Below are 18,730 nucleotides of genomic sequence, written 5' to 3' on the forward strand. Positions count from 1 at the left end.
GGAACTATTTCAGGGCACTGTCGGAGCGCTCTCGAAAAGCGCGCCTGTTCAGCTCACCACGATCCACTTTTCCGTGCTCTGTGACAGGTATTCCTGCCACGAAATGAAAGGTGCGGGGCCGCATCTCCGGTGGCAGCCTGTCGGCCGCGAAGCGTTGGAGATCCGCGGTGGTCGGCGCGGGACCGGGACGGTCGGTGCGTACGACGAAGGCGGTGAGTCCTCCCCCACTCGCGTCGAGGTCGATGACGACGTCCTCCAGGGCCGGGTGCGCGCCGAGGACCCCCTCGACCTCGCCGGGCTCCACCCGGACCCCGCGCACCTTCAGTTGCCGGTCCGTACGGCCCAGGAAGCGGAATGCGCCGTCCGCTTCCTGGCGCACCAGGTCCCCCGAGCGGTACCAGCGGCCGGGGCGGCCGGGAAGGGTGACGAAGGCGGCGCGGGTCGCCGCCGGGTCGCGCCAGTAGCCGAGCGCCAGACACCGCCCTGAGATGAGGAGTTCGCCCGCCTCTCCCGGCGCCACCTCGCGCTCGCCGTCGGCCACCAGGGTGCGGGCCGGAGCGATGGCCCGGCCGATGGACGCGGCCCCGGCCAGACCGGGGGCGACCGGGCCCGCGGTGGTCACCACCGTCGCCTCCGTCGGCCCGTAGTGGTTCACGAACCGGCGCAGCGGGTGCCCGTCGGCCAGCCGCAGCAGATCGCCGCCGGTGAGCAGAGCGCGGAGTTGTTCGAAACGGGTGCCGTGCCGGACGTACGCCTCGGCCAGCGGCGTCGGCAGGAAGGCCAGGTCGACACGTTCCGCGCGGAACCACGCGTCGAGCTCCCAGGGCGAGAAGCGGACCTCCGGCGGTGCGAAGGACACAGCGGCGCCGCCGGAGAGATAGGGCCACACCTCCCATTGGTAGGCGTCGAACGACATGGCGGCCACCGAGGAGGCCCGCACACCGGGACGGACGTCGTAGGTGTCCCGGTGCCAGCGGCACAGGGCGGCGAACGACTCGTGGCCGACGAGTACGCCCTTGGGTGTCCCGGAGGAGCCGGAGGTGTAGACGAGGTAGGCCGGCCCGCTCCCGACCCCGGGGCGGTCGAAATGCGGTGGTGCGTCGGAGACTTCCGCCAGCGGGATGACGCATGCCGGTCCGGCGGCCTGCTCGGGCAACGGCGCGTCCTCCGCTGCCAGGAGTGCCGTGGGCCCCGCGTCCTCCAGCACGGCGGCGAGCCGCCCGGCCCCCTGGGCGGGGTCGAGCAGCAGCGAGACACCACCGGCGAGCCAGATGCCGAGTTGGGCCGCCAGCGCCGGGCCACCCCGTCCCGCCCAGACGGCCACCACCTCGCCCTGGCGGACGCCCTGACCGTGCAGCCGGGCCGCGACACCGCCCGCGCGCAGCGCCAGTTGCCGGTAGGTGAGCCGCTGCCCTTCGTGGTCGGCGGCGGCCTCCTGCGGCAGGTGTGCCGCCCAGCGTCCGACGAGGGCAGGGACCGAGCCCTGGGCGGCAGCCGTCCCGCTCATCGCTCTGCCGCCGGACCGGCCCCCGGGGCGCCGTCGTCCGCCTCTTCGAGCGGCACGCACGCCGCGGCCACGGCGCGTGCCCCGGCGTCACGGAAGAACTGCCGCGCCGGAACGTGCAGTCCGTGGCGCTCGCGCAGCACGCCGATGGCCTCGATGACCAGCAGCGAGTGTCCGCCCATGGCGAAGAAGTCGGCGTCGTCATCGGCCTGCACCGCGCCGGTCACCTCGCAGAACACCTCCTTGACCAGGTGCACCCGGTCGTCGAGAGGAGAGGTCGCAGTCGGTGTCCGCTCACCCTGCATCGATCAGTCCTTCCGTCGCGGTGTTGTTCCGGGGCGCCGGCGTGCGGTCCCCGGAGGAGCTGCCGGCCGGCGCCGGCACCACCAGTGCGCGCTCCAGGCCCCGGTAGCCACGTCCGGTGGCCCAACGCACCTCGCCTTCGAGGAGCGCGGCGCAGGGAAAGCGTGCCGCCCACTCCTCGAAGGCGACCCTGGCCGCCGTACGGGCGAGGGGAGCGCCCAGGCAGTAGTGGGCACCCGCGCCGAAGGCCAGGTGGCCCCTGGGCGGTGCCGTATCCAGTTCGTCCGCCCGGGGGTCGCCGCCCCAGTCGCGGTTGGCGGCGCCCAGGAAGAGCACCAGCCGGTCGCCGGCGCCGATCCGGCAGCCCTCCAGCTCGAAGTCGCTCACCGCCACTCGCGGCACCTGGGGCACCGGGGTGTCGTAACGCAGCAGTTCCTCCACCACTGCCGCGGAGTCCGCACGGCCCGCCGCCAGTGCCGCATACAGCCCGTCGGCCAGCAGCAGATGGACGAGGCCCGCGCTCACCAGACCGGAAGTGGTCTCCTGTCCTGCGAAGGTGAGCAGTGCGGCGGTGTGCGGACCGAGCGCGTCCCGACCGGGTGTCTCCGCAAGGCCGCTGTCGTCGCGCGCCATCAGGGCGGGCACGCCGTCGGGTGCCGGGTCGGCGGCCGCGTCCCGGTAGAGGGCGACGAGCCGCCCGGCCGCCTCGTCGGCGGTCGCGGCGAAGGCTTCCTTGTGCGGCTGCGCCAGATAGCTCGCCACGGCGGACACCATGTCCGCCGCCCGGGCGGCGACCGCGGTGGGCAGGCCCAGGACGCGTGCCACGATCAGATGCGAGAGGGGCCGCGCGAAGTCGTCGACGAGGTCGGTGGGCAGACCCGCAGGGAAGCCGTCGAACCACTCGCGCACGGCGGCCCGTATCGCCGCCTCGTCCGCCGCTACGGCGCGGCGGGTGAAACGGGACCGGACCGCGCGACGCAGCCGCTGATGTGCGGGCGGGTCCATCAGCATGAACCAGTCCTCCAGCATCGCGTGCAGTCGCGGGTGTGCCGAAGGGCAGGCGGTGTCCGGTCGCTGCGCCTCCCACGCGGAGGAGACCGCACCCGACCGCAGAACGGTGTCGACCGCCCCGCGGCCCGTGACGACCCAGGCGTCCAGGGCGTCGGCCCACAGCACCGGCGACTGCTCGTGCAGCGCCCTGTAGTGCGGGTAGGGATCCGACCAGAAGGTCACTCGGGCACCTCCTCGATGTCCGGAAGCCGTTCCAGGGCGCTGCCGAAGGCGGCACCGACCCGGTCGGCGAAGTCGGCGCCGATCCTTTCGGGCCGGTGGCCCACGTCCACCACGGCGCCGCCTGCCGCCGACGGCCGGACCTCGACGGTCAGTTCCGCCACCGCGCGGGGTCCAGGTGCCGGCAGCGGCCTGCCGGAGATGTCCGAGAAGAACAGTTCCGCCTCGTCGGCCGCCTCCTGGAGGGCGAACATCACCTGATACAGGGGGTTGCGGCCGGTGCGTGGCGGGTTGGCCAGCCGTACGACCTCGGCGAAGGGCACGTCCTGCGCGGCGAAGGCCCGCCGTACGGTGGCGCGGACCGTGCCGAGCACCGCGGCCGGGTCGTCACTCAACTCACGCAGCGGCAGGCAGACGGTGTCCAGCAGGCAGCCCACCGCGCGGTCCAGTGCCTCGCTCCCCCGCTTGGCGACGGGCACACCGACGCCGAGCGACACCTGACCGGTGACCCGGTGGAGGGCCTGCGCGAAGGCGGCGAGCAGCACGGTGAAGCGGGTGCTGCCCGTGCGCCGGGCCACGGCGTCACAGGCGGTGAGGGAGTCGGCCGGGACGGAGAACGAGAGCGGCCGCATGGGGCGGGCCCGGGCCGGTGCGGGTTCCGGTGGGGCCAGGTCGGGCAGGTCCGTCAACTCCGTTGCCCAGTAGGCGCGCTGTTCCTCCGCCGGAAGGCGTCCGTGCTGGCGCTCCAGCTCCGCCGCGATCTGCCGCAACGACGGGGCGGGTGCCTCGAAGCGGGGGGCGGTTCCCCGGACGCGGGCGCGATAGGCGGTGGACAGGTCCCGGCTGAGGACGCCTTGTGACCGGCCGTCGAAGGCCACGTGGTGCACAGCGATCCCCAGCAGCGTCCGGTCCGCCACCGGCACGACGGCCTGCCGCCACACCTGCCCTCGGTCGACGGCCAGGGGCCGCGTGAGGTGGCTCAGCAGTCGGTCGCGGGCCGATGCAGTGGGCTCCCCCTCGCATGCTTCGAGGCGGTGCGGTGCCGCCGGTGCGGGGGCGTCGGCCACGACCGCGAGGGGGACGCCGTTGCGCACGACGTAGGTGGACCGCAGCGCCTCGTGGCGGCGTTCGACATCGGCCAGTGCCTGTCCCAGGGCGTCGAGGTCCACGGGGCCGTCGCATTCCCAGACCAGCGGGCACAGCGGTGCGAGGTCGTCGGGCGCGAACCGGTGCATCACGCAGAACGCGGCCTGCAAGTGGCTCAGCCGTACCCCGTCCGCCGGCCCGTCCGCCGGCCCGTACGCGGGCGCGGCCGGTTCCGCGCGGGCTTCGGTCCCGTGCAGCCAGACGGCGAGTTCCCGGGGCGTCGGATGAGCCACCACCCGGGAGACCGGCACCGGCATGCCGAGCCTGCGGCTGAGGCGGACGCTGATGCGTCCGGCGTCCAGGGACGTACCGCCGAGCCGGAAGAACGAGGCGTCGGGGTCGACCCGCCTCAGGCCGAGGGTGTCGGCGAACGCGGCGGCGACGAGCGCGGTCACCTCTCCCGCGGCGGAAGCTGCCCCGAGCGCTGCCGGCTCAGCAGCCGCCTGCGGGGTGCCGTCCTGGCGCGCCGCACCGGAGACGCGCCCGGCCAGCGCGGCGCGGTCCGTCTTGCCGTGCGCGGTGACCGGCAGCCGTCCCACCCCTTCGATGTGGTCGGGAACCAGGTGCGCCGGGCACCTCGCGGCGAGTCCGGAGCGCACCTCGTCGGGGGCCGTGTCCGTGCCGGCTGCCGGGGTGTAGAACAGGGCGAGGGCCCGGCAGGTGCCGTCCTGCTCCTCGACTGGCACGACAGCGGCCGAGGCGACACCGGGCAGCCGGGCGGCCGACGCCTCCACCTCGGCCGGCTCCACCCGGCGGCCACGCAGCTTGACCTGACGGTCCATACGGCCGTGGAAACGCAGCAGACCGTCGGCCGAGCGGTACCCCCGGTCACCGGTGCGGTAGAGCCGGCGCTCCTGCCCGTCGAGGCGGACGGTGGTGAAAGCTCGCGTCGGCTCTCCGGCGTGCGGCCGGCCCAGATACTCCAGAGCAAGACCGTCGCCGCCGACACAGATCTCCCCGGCCTGCCCGGGTTCGCAGGCCTCGTCCCCGTCGAGCACGTACACGTCGGTCCCGGCGACGGGCCTGCCCAACGGGATGCCGTCGGGCGCGGCGGTGTCCGGTGTGCCGATCCGGTGCACGGTGGAGAAGACGGTGTTCTCCACCGGGCCGTAGCCGTTGACCAGTTCGACGTCCGGATGGGCCGTCAGGAAGGAGCGCACGTGGCCTGGGGAGAGTCGTTCCCCTCCGGTGATCACCTGACGCAGCCCTGTGAACGCGGCCAGGTCCTCCTCCACGAACAGGTTGAAGAGCGAGGCGGTCAGCCAGACTGTGTCCACCCCGTGCCGTGCCGCCGCCGAGCGCAGCGTCTCGGGCATCAGGTACGGGCCTTCGGTGAGCACCGTGGTGCCGCCGGTCAGCAGCATGCCCCACAGCTCGAAGGCGAAGGCGTCCCAGGGGATCGCAGCGGCCGACGGCATCGCACTGCCCGGCCCGAAACCGGCGAAGAGCTCGTCGCGCAGCAGCCGGACGACGGCCCGGTGCGGACAGACCACGGCCTTGGGCGTGCCTGTGGTGCCCGAGGTGAAGAAGACCATGGCGGGTTCATCGGCGGCCACGTCGGGCAGCGGGCCACGGGCTTCCCCGGCCGGTACGCCGTGCCCCACCACGGTCGCCGGCCAGTCGCGCGGGTCGTCCGTCACCACGACGCCGACACCGGCGAGCGCCATCACCCGGCGCAGGTGCTCCTGCGGCCACGCGAGGTCGAGCGCGGCGTAGGCCGCACCGCACTTGACCACCGCAAGCACCGCGACGACCAGCTTCGTGGACCGGGGTGCCAGGACGGCCACCACGTCACCGGGTCCGGTGCCGGTCTGCCGCAGCCGGTGTGCCAGAGCGTCCGACTCCCGGTCGAGCTCGGCGTAGGTCAGCGAGCCGCCGCTGCCCGAGGCCGGGACCGCAGCAGAACCCGAGGCCGCAGTGGCGCCGGTGTCCGTGCCGGCGCCGTGCGCGAGGGCGGTGGCGTGCGGGTGCCGACGGGCCTGGGCCCGGAACAGCGAGGGGATCGTGGCATCCGGTGGGATACCGGTGCGGTGCGGCGCAAGTACGGCGGGGTCAGCCGAACGCAACGTCCACCCCCAGCCCCTGTTCGGCTGCCACGCCGAGCACGTCGAAGCCGGCCAGGATGTCCTGGACGGCCAGTCCGAGGGACTTGTAGAAGGTGATCTCCTCCGGGCCTTCGCGGCCGGGCCGGGAGCCGAGCAGCACCTCGCCGAGCTCGGCGCGGATCAGGTCCTCACCCGCCAGGCCCTCGGTGACGGGGGCGGTCACATCGGCGGCCTCGGCGGCGGCGGACTCCCGGCTGTCCACGAAGACCGCGCACGCGGCCACGGCGGCGGCATGGAACTCGCGTGCCTTCCTGGTGACCGCCCCGACCGCGTTCACGTGCGCGCCGGGCGCCAGCATGCCCGCCTCCACGACGGGTTCGTCGCAGGCGAGGGTCGTGCAGACGAGGTCTGCGCCGTCGAGGGCCGCTCCGACGCCGCTCACCGTCTCCACGGGTACCGGGAAGCGGTCGGCGGCCCAGGCACGGAACCGCTCGGCGTGGGCGGGTGTCCGGCTCCACACCCGTACCCGGCGCAGGTCGCGCACCTCCGCCATGGCTTCCAGGTGGCTGCGCGCCTGGACGCCGGAGCCGAGGAGCGCCAGGTCGCCGGCGTCCGGCCGGGCGAGGGCGTCGGTGGCGGCGGCCGAGGCCGCCGCGGTCCGTACGGCCGTCAGCGCGCCGCCCTCCAGCAGCGCGGCGGGGCGGCCCGTCGCCGGGTCGAAGACCATGACCATGCCGACGTGGGTGTCCAGCCCCCGCCGGGCGTTGTCGGGTTCCAGCAGGATGGCCTTGAGGCCGTACCCGGTGTGGTCCCCGTCGGCGATGTGACAGGGCATCGCCGCGAACAGGCTGTTGGTCGACGGCGGTGCCAGTACCGTGCGCAGCGGCTGCGTGACCTGTCCCGCGCTGTACAACCGCATCGACTCGGCCATCAGCGGGATGGCCCGCTTCATGGGGAAGGCGGCCGACACATCCGTGTGACCCAGGACGAGCATGATCTCTCCGTAATGTGGTGGGCGGTCCGGCTGACCGGGCGGGCTGGGGCAGGTGCAGCGGCCGTTTCAGTGGGTGTCCGCGTCGGTGTGCGCCTCGGTTCGGGAGCGGACGAAAGCGGACCAGAGCATCCGGATGCGGCGTGTGCCGGAGATGAACTCCAGGTCGTGCACGGCGGCGGCGGGGGCGGTGGTCAGCGCCAGGTCCACCTTTCGCTCGCGGGCGGCCCGCGCCGCTGTGCTGGTCGAGGTCGCCTCGGTGACGTCACCGACCGTGTAGGGCTGCGGCATGAGCTGCTGGAGCAGCGGTATCGGTGCGGGGTGGCTGGCGACGGTCGGGCGTGGCGGTACCGTGCCGCCGCGGGGTTTGGCGACTCCGTAGAAGGGGGTGTCCCAGACGAAGGCGTGGGCGAGGGTGAGTCTGGTGTCCATGTAGAAGTGGTTGATGTTCCGGTAGGCGTTGGCGACCAGCAGGTGGCTGACGGCCCCCTCCAGCAGCCCGTCGCAGGCGGCTTCGAAGGTGTCGTACAGCAGCACCCGCGGATCCTGCTCCGGCCCGGTCGACAGCCGCCGCCACAGGTGCAGGCCCGCTCCCTCACTGCTGGTCCCGGCCGGGCCGAGGGTTCCGATCCCGGTGAGCCGGCGGCCGTCACCGGTGTCAAGCTCCATGTCGTGACCCGTCTGCACGGAAGAGTTCCTCCTCTCCGCCGAGCGGCACACGCCGGTGCCAGTGCTCGTGGCCGGGACGGCCCTTCTCGATCGCCTGCCGGTAGGCGTGGGCCAGACGCACCGTCACGGTGCCGGCCGCGCCGTCACCGACCTTGCGGCCCGAGACCTCCACCACGGGCACCACGCCCACGCCGGTGCCGGTGAGGAACACCTCGTCCGCTGTGAGGACTTCGGTCTGGTGGAGGTGCTGCTGTGCCGCCGGGATGCCCAGGGAGGCGCACAGCGTCAGCACCGTGTCGCGGGTGATGCCGGGCAGCAGGCCGGCGTCGGGTGGCGGTGTGACGACGGTCCCGTCACGGACCACGAAGACGTTGGCCGTGCTGGCCTCCGTCAGCTGTCCGCGGGCATTGACCAGCAGGGCGTCGTCGTACCCGGCCGCTCTCGCCTCGTCGGCGGCCAGCGCGTTGTTGACGTAGCCGCCGGTGAGCTTGGCCTGGACGGGCACGGCCCCGAGGTCGGGCCGGGTCCACGAGCTGATCTGGCAGCGCACTCCCTCGCCGGGCAGGTAGGAGCCCATGGCGTAGGCGACGAGGGAGAAGGCGTCGGACGCGGAGGCCAGCCCGACCCCCGGCCGGGCCCCGGGGCGCAGCCCCAGTTTGTAGGCCAAAGGTCTCAGGTACAGGTCCCGGTGCTCGTCGTTGCGGCGCAGCAGTTCGGCGGTCAGGTCGGTCAGGTCCTCGGCGCTGTAGGGCAACTCGATCCGCAGCAGCCGGCAGGAGTCCAGGAAGCGCCGGTAGTGGTCGACCGCCCGGAAGAGCACCACCTCCCGGTGCCCGGCGACGGCGTGTGCGCGGATGCCCTCGAAGACCCCGGTGCCGTAGTGCAGTCCCTGCACGGTGAGCGGGAGGGCTGCTTCGGCGAGCGGCACGTACTCCCCCTGGTGGAAGGCGAGGGGAGCGATCGAGGCGGTCGCCCGTGGTCCGTCGCTCATCAGGACCTCCGGCGGCCGAGCGCGGCGGCCGCCTGCGCCTCGGCGTCCGTGCCGTCCGGGCGCCGGTCGACGACGCGTGCGGCCTTCCAACTGACCATCGCGCCGGTCCCGGTGACGCTGCCCAGCGTCGCACTCGTCACCGTCAGTACGGTGTCCAGCTGCGCCCGGCACTCCTCGACCGTGCGGGCCACCGCAGGGTCGCCGCGGTCGACGTCGCCTTGCAGACAGAGGGTGAGAGTGTCGGCGCCGTCCTGGCGGTCGATGGCGATCTGGTAGTCCTGGTAGCCGCGGATGTGCGCCAGGAGCAGGTTCTCCAAGTCGTAGCCGCTCAGCGAGTGCCCGTTGAGTGTGATCTCGTCGCGGGACCTGCCCAGCACTTCCAGTGCGGGAACGGCAAGGGTGGCGGCGGGGTCGCCGGGGGCCCACCGGACGAGGTCGCCGGTGCGGTACCGGACCAGCGGCTTGGAGCCCTGGTAGAGGTGCGTGACCACCAGTTCGCCGCAGCGCACCCCGTCCGCTCGCGCGGGGGCGGGGTCGCCGGTCGCCGGGTCGACGACCTCGTAGAAGTTGATGAGGGGCGCGGTGTAGAGCCTGCCGTCCCGCCCCGCGGCGCCGAGGACGGACGCTTCCTGGGAGGCGTAGAGCGCGTTGTAGGCGCGTGCGTCCCACCGCTGTCCGATGTTGGCGAGCAGGTTCGGCGAAGCGAGCTCCCCCGTCAGCATCAGGACGTCGAGTGCGAAGTCGCGGCGCGGGTCGAGGCCCGCGGCCTCGGCCTTCTTGGCGAGCGACAACGCCATGCCGGGGGTGCAGAACAGCCCGGTCAGCGGGAAGGACCGCATGACTTCCAGCGCGCGGTCGAAGCCGACCATCGGGGAGTGCGGCCACATCTTGGCGACTGCGAGCCCCAGGTTGCGGCACACCTCGCCGAAGGTGTCCCCGAAGGCGTGCAGCTCGGTGGGGCCGGACACGCCGATGATCTGGTCGTCCCCGTGCGCGGCGAAGATCGTGGAGTAGTACGCCGTGAGCACCGAGTTGTTGCTCAGCGAGTCGACGTTGTCACGCGGACAGGGCGTGGAGGCCCCGGTGGTGCCGGTGGTCTCGTAGAAGATCCACGCCTCGGACAGCGGCTTGGCGAGGATGTCGCGCTGGGCCGCCCGCAGGTCCTCCTTGGTGGTGAACGGGACGACGGCGAGGCTCTCGGGCCGGTGCGGGTCGATGTTGTCGGGGTCCAGCCCGCCCAGGTGCTTCCGGTAGTAGGGGGACTTCTCCTGGACGTACCGCAGGGTGTCGCGGAACAGCGCGGTCTGGTGTTCGGCAAGCCGGGTCGCCGACCAGCGGCCGGCCAGCAGCTCGGCGTGCTGGTCGCGCAGCGCCGCGGCGGCGGGCGCCAGTTCCGGACGGTGGATGGTGAACATGGTTCGCGTGTCCTCCCGTTGGTGTGTTGCCTGCTTCAGCTCTGCGGGTCGGCAGCCGGCGGCTCCGCGGTCGCGGACCGGCCATCGGCGGGCCCGTCCTCGTGCAGGTCGGCCATGACCCAGTCGCTGATCTCGCGCCACTGCTCGATGGCCTTCTGGTGGAAGGGATGGCGCAGGTAGCGGTCGAGTGCCTCCTCGTCGGTCAGGAGACCGACGACCGCGAAGTCGTAGGCGATGGCGCGGTCGGTCACATTCCGCCCGGTCTGCCACTGGAGCAGGTCGGGCACCTGCTCCCCCACCTGCCGGGCGAGTTCCTCCGCCGCCAGCACGGAGCTGTCCCGGAAGGAGAAGCCGGGCTTCAGCTTGAAGAGCACGATGTGACGGATCATGAGGTTCGCAGCACCGCCTTCATGACCGAGCCCGCGGTGACGTGGGCGACCGCCTGTCCGGCCTCCTCCAGCGGCAGCTGGGTGACCAGGCCCGCCAGGTCGAACCGGCGGACCAGGTCGGGCAGGTGTCCCACGTACTGCGCCAGATGGGCACCGGTGAAGCCCCAGGAGCCCGTCACGGTCAGCTGTCGGTGGACGATCTGGTGCGGGTTGAGCGCTGTGTCGCCGCGGTCGGTGTACTGCCCGACGACGAGGTAGGAGCCTCCCCGCCGGGTCAGCCGGATGCCCTGAGCCACCGCCTCGGGGGCGCCTGAGCACTCGACGACGAGGTCGGCGCCGCGCCCTTCGGTGAGCTCCAGCGCCTGCGCCAGCGCCGGTTCGGGCCCGTCCGGGCCGACGACGTCGAGGTGGTGGTCGCCGATGCCCGCCTCGGCGGCCTGGTCCAGGCGGCGCCGCGGGCCGCCCACCACGATCACCTCGGCCGCGCCCGCCAGGTGGGCGAAGGCGGCGGCGGCCAGGCCGACCGGCCCGCTGCCCTGCACGAGCACCGTCTCGCCCAGCCGGACGGGGCGCCGCTCCAGCGCGTGCACCATCGTCGGCCCGGCGCAGGCCAGGGACATGGCAGCGGACGGTGCCGTACCCGCGGGGAGTCTCACCACGGTCGTGCCGGGGCGCAGGCACATGTACTGCGACCAGGAGCCGGCGGGCGCCGGACCGTCACCCAGCGGGGTGTTGACCCCGTACGTGCTGCGGTTCTCGCACAGTGTCGGTTCACCCGTCAGGCGGCACGGCCGGCACCGGCCGCACGAGATCGACGACGCCCACATGACGAGGTCGCCCGGGCGGAGGGCCGCACCGGTGGCGTCCAGCGGTGGCGCCTCGCCCAGCTCCCGTACGACGCCCAGGCCTTCGTGGCCGAGCACCACCGGGGTGGGGATGGGCAGTTTGCCCTGTTGCAGATGGGCGTCGGTGCCGCACACCCCACCGAGGCGTACCTCCACGAGGAGCCCGCCGGGCGGGGGTGCGTCGACAACGACGTCCCGCACGGTGAGTGGCCGCTCGAACTCCTCCAGCACCACGCAGCGGCTCCGCGTCGGCGTGTGCGTCGGCGTGTGCGTCGTGGGCTCGGTGCGCTCACTCATGTCTGCGCCTCTTCCTGGCGAGGGGATGGGGTGGGGCCGGACCTGGCGAGTTGCAGCAGGCACCGGCGGTCGACCTTGCCGTTCCCGGTACGGGGCAGCTCGGGGAGCGTGTGCACCGAGTCGACGATCAACTGGCGCGGCAGGCGCTGGGCGCAGTGCCGCTTCGCCTCCAACAGGGACGGCCCGGCGGCGCCTTCGGGCACCACACAGGCGACGAGCCGGGCGTCGACGTCCTGACCGGCCACGACGACGGCTGCCTGTGCGACGGCCGGGTGCTCCTCCAGTACCGCTTCGATCTCGCCGGTGTCGACACGGATCCCGCGCACCTTGACCTGGGTGTCACGCCTGCCGAGGTACGTGTAGGAGCCGTCGGCCAGCAGCCTGACCCGGTCGCCGGTGCGGTAGGGCCGGTCCCCCTGCGGTGCGTCGCCCCAGTAGCCGAGCATCACCGAGGGCCCCGTCACGAGAAGCTCGCCCTCCCCGCCGGGCGCCACCGGAACCCCGCTGTCGTCGACGGCGTAGACGGTGTCCGAGGAGCAGGCGCGGCCGATGGGCACCGGCGCGGTCCGGTCGGGCTCGATGTCGGTCACCTCGTGGAAGGTGCAGACGTTGGTCTCCGTCGGCCCGTACAGGTTCAGCAGGCGTACGTCGGGCAGGTGGGCACGGAGCGCCCGTAGCTGCGCCACGGGGAAGGGCTCACCGGCGAACAGCACCGCCCGCAGCGCCTGCGGCCGGGACCTCAGCAGACCGCCGTGCCGCATCATCAGCAACAGGGCTGAGGGCACGGAGTACCACAGCGTGACGGGTGTGGTGGTCAGCAGGTCGACCAGCAACCTCGGCGCGTACGACAGCTCCCGCCCGACCAGGTGCACGCTCGCTCCCGCACGGAAGGCGCCGTACAGGTCGAGCACGGACAGGTCGAAGTGGAAGGGAGCGTGGTTGGCGAAGCGGTCCGCCGCGGTCACGGCGAGCTCCTCCACCGCCCAGTCCACGAACGCCAGAGCAGCACGGTGGCTGATGCACACGCCCTTGGGTGCGCCCGTCGAACCCGAGGTGTACAGCATGTACGCCATGTCGTCGGCCGTGCCGGGCGCTTGCGGGACGGCGGTGCCGTCACGGTGGGGCAGGAGCGCCTCCCGGCCGGTGCCCGCGGTTGCCCCGTCGGTGCACAGTACGCGGGCGGTCGATCCGGCATCGGCCAGCACGGTGGCGCCTTGTGCGGTGGTGACGACGAGCGCCGCCGCGCAGTCGGCCAGCAGCGCACGGGCCCGTGCGGGCGGCGCTCCGGGGTCCACCGGGACGTAGGCCGCACCGACCCGCAGGGCGGCCTGCATGACGGCCACGGCGGTGGCGGACTTCTCCAGCCACAGCCCGACCCGGTCTCCGGGGGCGACCCCCTGTGCGAGCAGCGTCCGGGCCACGGCGTCGGCTTCGGCGTCCAGTTCGGCGTAGCTGACCGTGCGGCCGTCGTCGATGACCGCGGGAGCGTGCGGGGTGGTCCGCGCGGCGGTCCGCACCAGGTCCTGGAGTCGCGTGTCCGCCGGTGTCATAGTCCGATCTCCCTCGCGACGGTCTCCCGCTGGATCTCGGAGGTGCCGGAGAAGACGGTGCTGGGCAAGGCGTCGCGCAGCACGGCCTGGGCCACGGCGTCGGAGGGCACACCGGCCGCCCCGAACTGCTGGACGGCATCGAGGGCGTTGCGCACCACGGACTCGCTGACCATGAGCTTTGCCAGGGCGATGTCGCCCGCCGCGGGAAGGCCCTCGTCGAGTTTCCAGCAGGCCTTCCACAGCAGCAGCCGTGCGGCCTCCAACCGCTGCTTGGCATCGGCCAGCCGGTGCGAGACGGCCTGGTTGTCGCCGATCGGCGCACCGAACTGGCGCCGCCGGCCGGCGTGCGCGACACAGTGCTCCAGCAGCCGCTCCATCACTCCGAGGTAGGCGCCGAAGAGGCAGGTGCGCTCCCAGCGCATGGAGTTCTGAAAGACGGCGGCTCCTTGTCCCTCGGCCCCCAGGAGCTGCCCGGCCGGGACGTAGCAGTCCTCCAGGACGAGCGGGCCGGCCGGGCAGCTCGCCAGCGCGGTCTTGTCGACGGCCGGACCGGTGCGCAGTCCTGGCGTGTCACGCTCCACGGCGAAGGCGCTGATGCCCAGGTGCCCGAAGGAGGGGTCCGTCACGGCGTACACCACGAACACGTCGGCCGCAGGGCCGTTGCCCACGAACGATTTCGTGCCGGTGATCCGGTAGCCGTCGCCGTCGCGCACGGCACGGGTCCGCAGGGCGTAGACGTCGGAGCCCGCGTCCTCCTCCGTGATGGCGTTGGCGCCCACCCGTTCCCCCGAGCACAGCGGCGGCAACAGGCGGGACCGCAGCTGGTCGTCGCCGTGTTCCCACACGGGTACGGCGCAGGCGAAGGTGTGGGCCCCGGCGGCGAAGGCCAGCCCGGTGTCCGCGTAGCCGCGGCCGAAGGCCTCCATGGCGTGGGCGGTCTCCAGGAAGCCGAGGCCGCTTCCGCCGTACTCCCGCGGGAGCGGCAGCCCGAGCAGACCGGCAGCACCGCAGCGCCGCCACTGCTCACGGGTGAAGTGGCCGCCCTCGTGCGCGGGCCAGCAGCCGGTGAGGTCGAGAATCCGGTCGTAGGAGGCACGTTGTGCGGCCGTCCAGGCGAAGTCCACGGCGGTTACCCGCGCTCTGCCAACTGGTCGGCCTCGATGATTCCGGTCACCAGGGCGGCAATGCTGCGCAGGTCGCGGAAGTTGCGCCCGAGAACCTTGTCCGCGGCGATCGTGATACCGAAGTGGCTTTCAGCGAAGGCCACCAGCCTGGCGGTGCTGATCGAGTCGAGAATTCCGTATTCCAGCAGCGGTGTGTCCGGCTCGATCCCGGCGTCCTCCTCCTTCAGGATCTCCTTTTCGATGTAGGCGGTGAGTTCCTGTATGACGGTCGTCGTTGGCACAGGTGTCTCCAGGGACGGAATACGAGAACAGCGACGGGCGGCGCCGCGAGAAGACGGAAAGCAGCGCGTCCGTAGGAAATGCGGAGGGCCGGACGCCGTCAGGTGGCCGGCCCGGGCACGGTCAGTCCGGACGCCCGTCCATGGCCTCGGCCAGGCTCTTGGGCCGCATGTCCACCCAGTTCTCCTCGATGTAGTTCAGGCACGTCTCACGGCTCTCCTCGGAGAGCGCCACCGTCCAGCCGGCCGGCACCTCCGCGAAAACCGGCCAGAGGGAGTGCTGGCCCTCGTCGTTCACCAGGACGTGGAAGGTTGCCTCGTTGTCGTCGAACGGGTTGGTCATCGGTTTCCTTTCTCATCTGCCTCGAATGAGCAGATACGCTCGGTCAGCACCCGGCCGATGTGTGCGATCGGCTCCGGCCGCATCATGTGCTCGTGCGCGCAGTCGACGGGTACGGACTCGATGGGGCCCGTCACGAAGGGCCGCCAGCGGGCCACCTTCTCCTTCGCCGGGATGTCTCCCGCGGCGGAGAAATAGAGCACGTCACCGCGGAAGCACTCGGGGCGGAAATCGCGGATGATGCGGCTGTTGTTGACGAAGATCTCGATGAAGGCGGACAGCGTCTCGTCGGTGAGGTTGGCCAGCGCCGAACCTTCCTCACGGAGCAGCGCCATGATCTGCCCCCGGTCCAGGTCGCGGCCGCGGACGCGTTCGGGGTCGATGTCCACGATGTCCAGCAGGACGGACAGGATGACTTCCTCGTCCTCCAGCTCTTCGACCTCGGCCGGACCCTCGGCGCCGAACGGGACCGCGTCCAGCAGCGCGAGGACCCCCACCTGCGCTCCGCGGCCCTGGAGTTCGGTCGCGATGGCCTGGGCGATGAATCCGCCGAAGGACCAGCCCGCCAGGTGGTAGGGGCCTTCCGGCTGGGCCGCCACGATCTGGTCGGCGTAGTCCCGAGCCATGTCCTCGACCGAGGCGGGCAGGACTCCGGGACCCGTGAGCCCGCGGGCCTGCAGCGCGTGCACCGGTCCCTCGGTGCGCACGTGGCGCAGGAGCGCCGAGTAGACCCAGCCGAGCCCGCCTGCGGGGTGGACGCAGAAGAGGCCCGGGCCGCTGCCGTCCGGCCGCAGCGGCAGCAGGACCTCCAACGCGGAACCGCCGCTCGCACCGTCCATCTCCGCGACGAGCCGGGAGACGGTGGGGGCCGCGAACAGGGTCTGCACCGCCAGGTCGACCCCCAGTGTCTCCCGCAGGCGGCCGACGAGCCGGGTCGCCAGCAGTGAGTGCCCGCCCAGTGCGAAGAAGTCCTGGTCGACACCGATCGAGGGGAGCCCCAGCACCTCCGCGAAGACACCGCACACCAGTTCCTCGCGCGGGGTACGGGGGCCGTCGCCGCCTGCCGAAGAGGCGGTGTCGGGCAGGGGCAGGGCGCGACGGTCGAGCTTGCCCTGCGACGTCCGCGGCAGGGCGTCCAGCACCACGAACGCGGCGGGCACCATGGCCGGCAGCACGCGTTCGCGCAGGTAGGCCCGGAGTGTGCCGGGCAGCTCTCCGAAGCTGTCCGACCTCGCCGGATCGTTGGCGTAGGCGTGCGGATCGTGGAGCACTCCGGTGGACCGGTACACACCGCTCATCGCGGTGGGCGGTGCGGTGGCCTCGTCGGGGCCGGACGCCTCGTCGAGGAAGACCGCGTCCAGGCTGCCGTCCGAGGCCGCGGAGGACCAGGTCAGGACCGCCCGGTAGCCGTGCCGCCGGGCCAGCTCGTGGATCTCTTCCGGGTCGGGAGCGGGCTGCGCGACGGTGGTCGGGTCCTCGCCCTCCAACGCGTGCAGGGCAGCCAGGTCGGGGGCGAGTCGCGCGTTGGGGACGCCCGTCAACCGGAACGCCCCTGGTGTACGGGCGGCCAGCAGACCGGGCAGCGCGTCCGTGTGACCGACCTCTTTGTCCCAGCGCACGGCCGGCAGGTCGGCGAGCGGCAGCAGCCCGGACGGCTGATGGTGCAGGACGATGTCGTAGCGGTACCTGCTCAGCTCGTTGTGGGCGCGGGCGCGCTTGACGCGGATGTCGACTGCATCGATGCCGTCCACGAGTGCGGGCAGTTTCGCGAAGAACTCCGGGTCCAGCAGGAGCTCCTTCTCGGTGAGCACACCGCGGTCGACGGCACGCCGCGCGGCCTCCACCGCGTCTTCGGCCGCGGCATCCGCCGCGGGGCCGCCGTCGCCGGCCAGGTGCACCGCGGCGTGCAGAGTGCGCAGCAGCCGCTGGTTGCGTACGTCCCCGACGAAGATCCGGCCCCCCGGCGCCAGCAATCCGACCGCGCGGGTCAGGACGTCGGCGAGATAGGTGGAGTTGGGGAAGTACTGCACCACGGAGTTGATCACGATGGTGTCGAAGAATCCGGCGGGCAGCCCGTCGACCTCGTCGGCCGGGGCGCACCGCAGTGTCACGCGGTCCTTCAGCTCCGCGTCGTCCGCCACCTGGGAACGCAGCGTCTCGATGGCGGAGGGCGAGAAGTCGGTCGCCCAGTAACTTCGGGTGTGCCGGGCCACCTCGGCGAGTACGAGGCCGCTTCCCGCTCCGATCTCCAGCACGTTCTCCGGTGCCAGGTCGAGGATGCGGGCCACGGTCTCGTCACGCCACTCCCGCATCTGGTCGAGCGGGATCGGCTGCCCGTCGTAGCTGCTGTTCCACCCTTCGAACCCGGTACCGAGTGGTACCGGCCGCGCCTGGGCGTACAGCTCGTCGTAGATGTCAAGCCATTCGCCGACCTGTTCGGCGCGCTTCTTCTCGTCCGGATGCGCGTCGGTGGCGGGGTCTGCCGGTACGACGTAGGCGGTGAGCTGGAGGTCTCCCGGCTGTATCTCCTGCGGCACCACCACCGCCTGCGCCACCAGCGGATGCCCGGCCAGCACCGCCTCCACCTCACCCGGCTCCACCCGATGACCACGCACCTTCACCTGCTCATCCACCCGCCCCACGAACTCCAACTGCCCATCCACACCCCACCGACCCCGATCCCCCGTCCGATACATCCGACCCCCACCACCACCGAACGGATCCGCCACAAACCGCGACGCCGTCAACCCCGCACGCCCCACATACCCCCGCGCCACCCCAGGACCCGCCACATACACCTCACCCACCACACCAGGCCCCACCAACCGCAACGCACCATCCAGCACATACACCCGCGCATTCACAATCGGACGCCCCACCGGAGGCACCCGACCCCCCTCCAACACCTCACTCAACGTACACAACACCGACACCTCCGTCGGCCCATACGCATTCACCACCCGACACCCCGCACCCACCCACCGACCCACCAACTCACCCGAAGCCGCCTCACCACCCACCACCAACGACACCAACCCACCACCACACTCCACCGGCACCGTCCCCAACACCGTCGGCGGAATCAACGTATGCGTAATACCCTCACGCTCCAACACACCACCCAACACCTCACCCACCAACGGACCCTCATCCGGCACCACCAACGCCGCACCAGCCCCAGCCGCCATCAACAACTCCATCACCGACGCATCAAAACTCGGCGACGCAAACTGCAACACCCGACTGTCCGCCCGCACCCCGAAACGCTCCACCTGCGCAGCCGCCAGACTCGCCAGACCCGCATGCGTGACCAACACCCCCTTGGGCACACCCGTCGACCCCGACGTATAAATCACATACGCACCCGAATCAGCACCCACCCGACCCAACCGCTCCCCCTCACCCAACCGCCCACCACCAAACCCCGCACACTCCTCCACCACCCCCGGATCATCCAACAACACCGTCTCCACACCCGCCCACGCCTCACCCAACCGCTCCGCCACCCCCGACACCGACACCACCACCACCGGCTCCGCATCCCCCACCATGAACCCCACCCGAGAAACCGGAAACTCCGGATCCACCGGCATAAACACACCACCCGCCACCA

At 72.2% G+C, this 18,730-nt stretch carries 15 protein-coding genes; all 15 read right to left on the reverse strand.

Translation table 11 applies throughout. The annotated features are described in order from the left end of the window. Window positions 1-4 precede the first annotated feature (4 nt). Window positions 5-1,507, reverse strand: a complete 1,503-nt coding sequence (locus H297_RS0107315) for an amino acid adenylation domain-containing protein (RefSeq protein WP_027736494.1) — start codon at window positions 1,505-1,507, stop codon at window positions 5-7. Further along, window positions 1,504-1,809 carry an acyl carrier protein gene (locus H297_RS0107320; RefSeq protein WP_027736495.1) on the reverse strand — a complete coding sequence of 102 codons (306 nt, stop codon included), beginning with the start codon at window positions 1,807-1,809 and terminating at the stop codon, window positions 1,504-1,506. The genes H297_RS0107315 and H297_RS0107320 overlap by 4 nt, the downstream gene beginning before the upstream one ends. Then, on the reverse strand, window positions 1,799-3,040 hold the full coding sequence (locus H297_RS0107325) for a cytochrome P450 (RefSeq protein WP_027736496.1): 1,242 nt from the start codon (window positions 3,038-3,040) through the stop codon (window positions 1,799-1,801). Before H297_RS0107325 ends, H297_RS0107320 begins: the two co-directional genes overlap by 11 nt. Next, a complete protein-coding gene (locus H297_RS35105) occupies window positions 3,037-6,249 on the reverse strand; it encodes a non-ribosomal peptide synthetase (RefSeq protein WP_051351612.1) in 3,213 nt (1,070 codons plus the stop codon). The genes H297_RS0107325 and H297_RS35105 overlap by 4 nt, the downstream gene beginning before the upstream one ends. Further along, window positions 6,236-7,222: an ornithine cyclodeaminase family protein gene (locus H297_RS0107335; protein WP_027736497.1), complete on the reverse strand. Its 987-nt coding sequence runs from the start codon at window positions 7,220-7,222 to the stop codon at window positions 6,236-6,238. Before H297_RS0107335 ends, H297_RS35105 begins: the two co-directional genes overlap by 14 nt. A 66-nt stretch (window positions 7,223-7,288) precedes the next feature. Then, on the reverse strand, window positions 7,289-7,888 hold the full coding sequence (locus H297_RS35110; RefSeq protein ID WP_064744786.1) for a hypothetical protein: 600 nt from the start codon (window positions 7,886-7,888) through the stop codon (window positions 7,289-7,291). Further along, window positions 7,878-8,879 (reverse strand): branched-chain amino acid transaminase, encoded by a 1,002-nt coding sequence (locus tag H297_RS35115; RefSeq protein WP_064744787.1) that lies wholly within the window; start codon window positions 8,877-8,879, stop codon window positions 7,878-7,880. Before H297_RS35115 ends, H297_RS35110 begins: the two co-directional genes overlap by 11 nt. Then, on the reverse strand, window positions 8,879-10,294 hold the full coding sequence (locus H297_RS0107350) for a phenylacetate--CoA ligase family protein (protein ID WP_027736498.1): 1,416 nt from the start codon (window positions 10,292-10,294) through the stop codon (window positions 8,879-8,881). Before H297_RS0107350 ends, H297_RS35115 begins: the two co-directional genes overlap by 1 nt. 35 nt (window positions 10,295-10,329) lie before the next feature. Next, complete coding sequence (locus tag H297_RS35120) at window positions 10,330-10,683, reverse strand: Dabb family protein (RefSeq protein ID WP_051351613.1); 354 nt, start codon at window positions 10,681-10,683, stop codon at window positions 10,330-10,332. Beyond that, the gene (locus tag H297_RS0107360; RefSeq protein ID WP_027736499.1) at window positions 10,680-11,825 is read right to left on the reverse strand and encodes a zinc-binding dehydrogenase; all 1,146 of its coding nucleotides are present in this window, start codon (window positions 11,823-11,825) and stop codon (window positions 10,680-10,682) included. The genes H297_RS35120 and H297_RS0107360 overlap by 4 nt, the downstream gene beginning before the upstream one ends. Next, entirely contained in the window at window positions 11,822-13,375 is a 1,554-nt protein-coding gene (locus tag H297_RS0107365) for an amino acid adenylation domain-containing protein (protein WP_027736500.1), read from the reverse strand. The genes H297_RS0107360 and H297_RS0107365 overlap by 4 nt, the downstream gene beginning before the upstream one ends. Further along, window positions 13,372-14,499, reverse strand: a complete 1,128-nt coding sequence (locus H297_RS0107370) for an acyl-CoA dehydrogenase family protein (protein WP_027736501.1) — start codon at window positions 14,497-14,499, stop codon at window positions 13,372-13,374. The genes H297_RS0107365 and H297_RS0107370 overlap by 4 nt, the downstream gene beginning before the upstream one ends. Window positions 14,500-14,504: 5 nt before the next feature. After that, on the reverse strand, window positions 14,505-14,780 hold the full coding sequence (locus tag H297_RS35125) for an acyl carrier protein (RefSeq protein ID WP_051351614.1): 276 nt from the start codon (window positions 14,778-14,780) through the stop codon (window positions 14,505-14,507). A 121-nt stretch (window positions 14,781-14,901) separates the two neighbouring features. Continuing rightward, window positions 14,902-15,120, reverse strand: a complete 219-nt coding sequence (locus tag H297_RS0107380) for an MbtH family protein (protein WP_027736502.1) — start codon at window positions 15,118-15,120, stop codon at window positions 14,902-14,904. Then, window positions 15,117-18,728: an amino acid adenylation domain-containing protein gene (locus H297_RS35130; protein WP_078513811.1), complete on the reverse strand. Its 3,612-nt coding sequence runs from the start codon at window positions 18,726-18,728 to the stop codon at window positions 15,117-15,119. The genes H297_RS0107380 and H297_RS35130 overlap by 4 nt, the downstream gene beginning before the upstream one ends. Between the last annotated feature and the right edge of the window lie 2 nt (window positions 18,729-18,730).

The organism is Streptomyces sp. CNT360 (genome assembly GCF_000424785.1).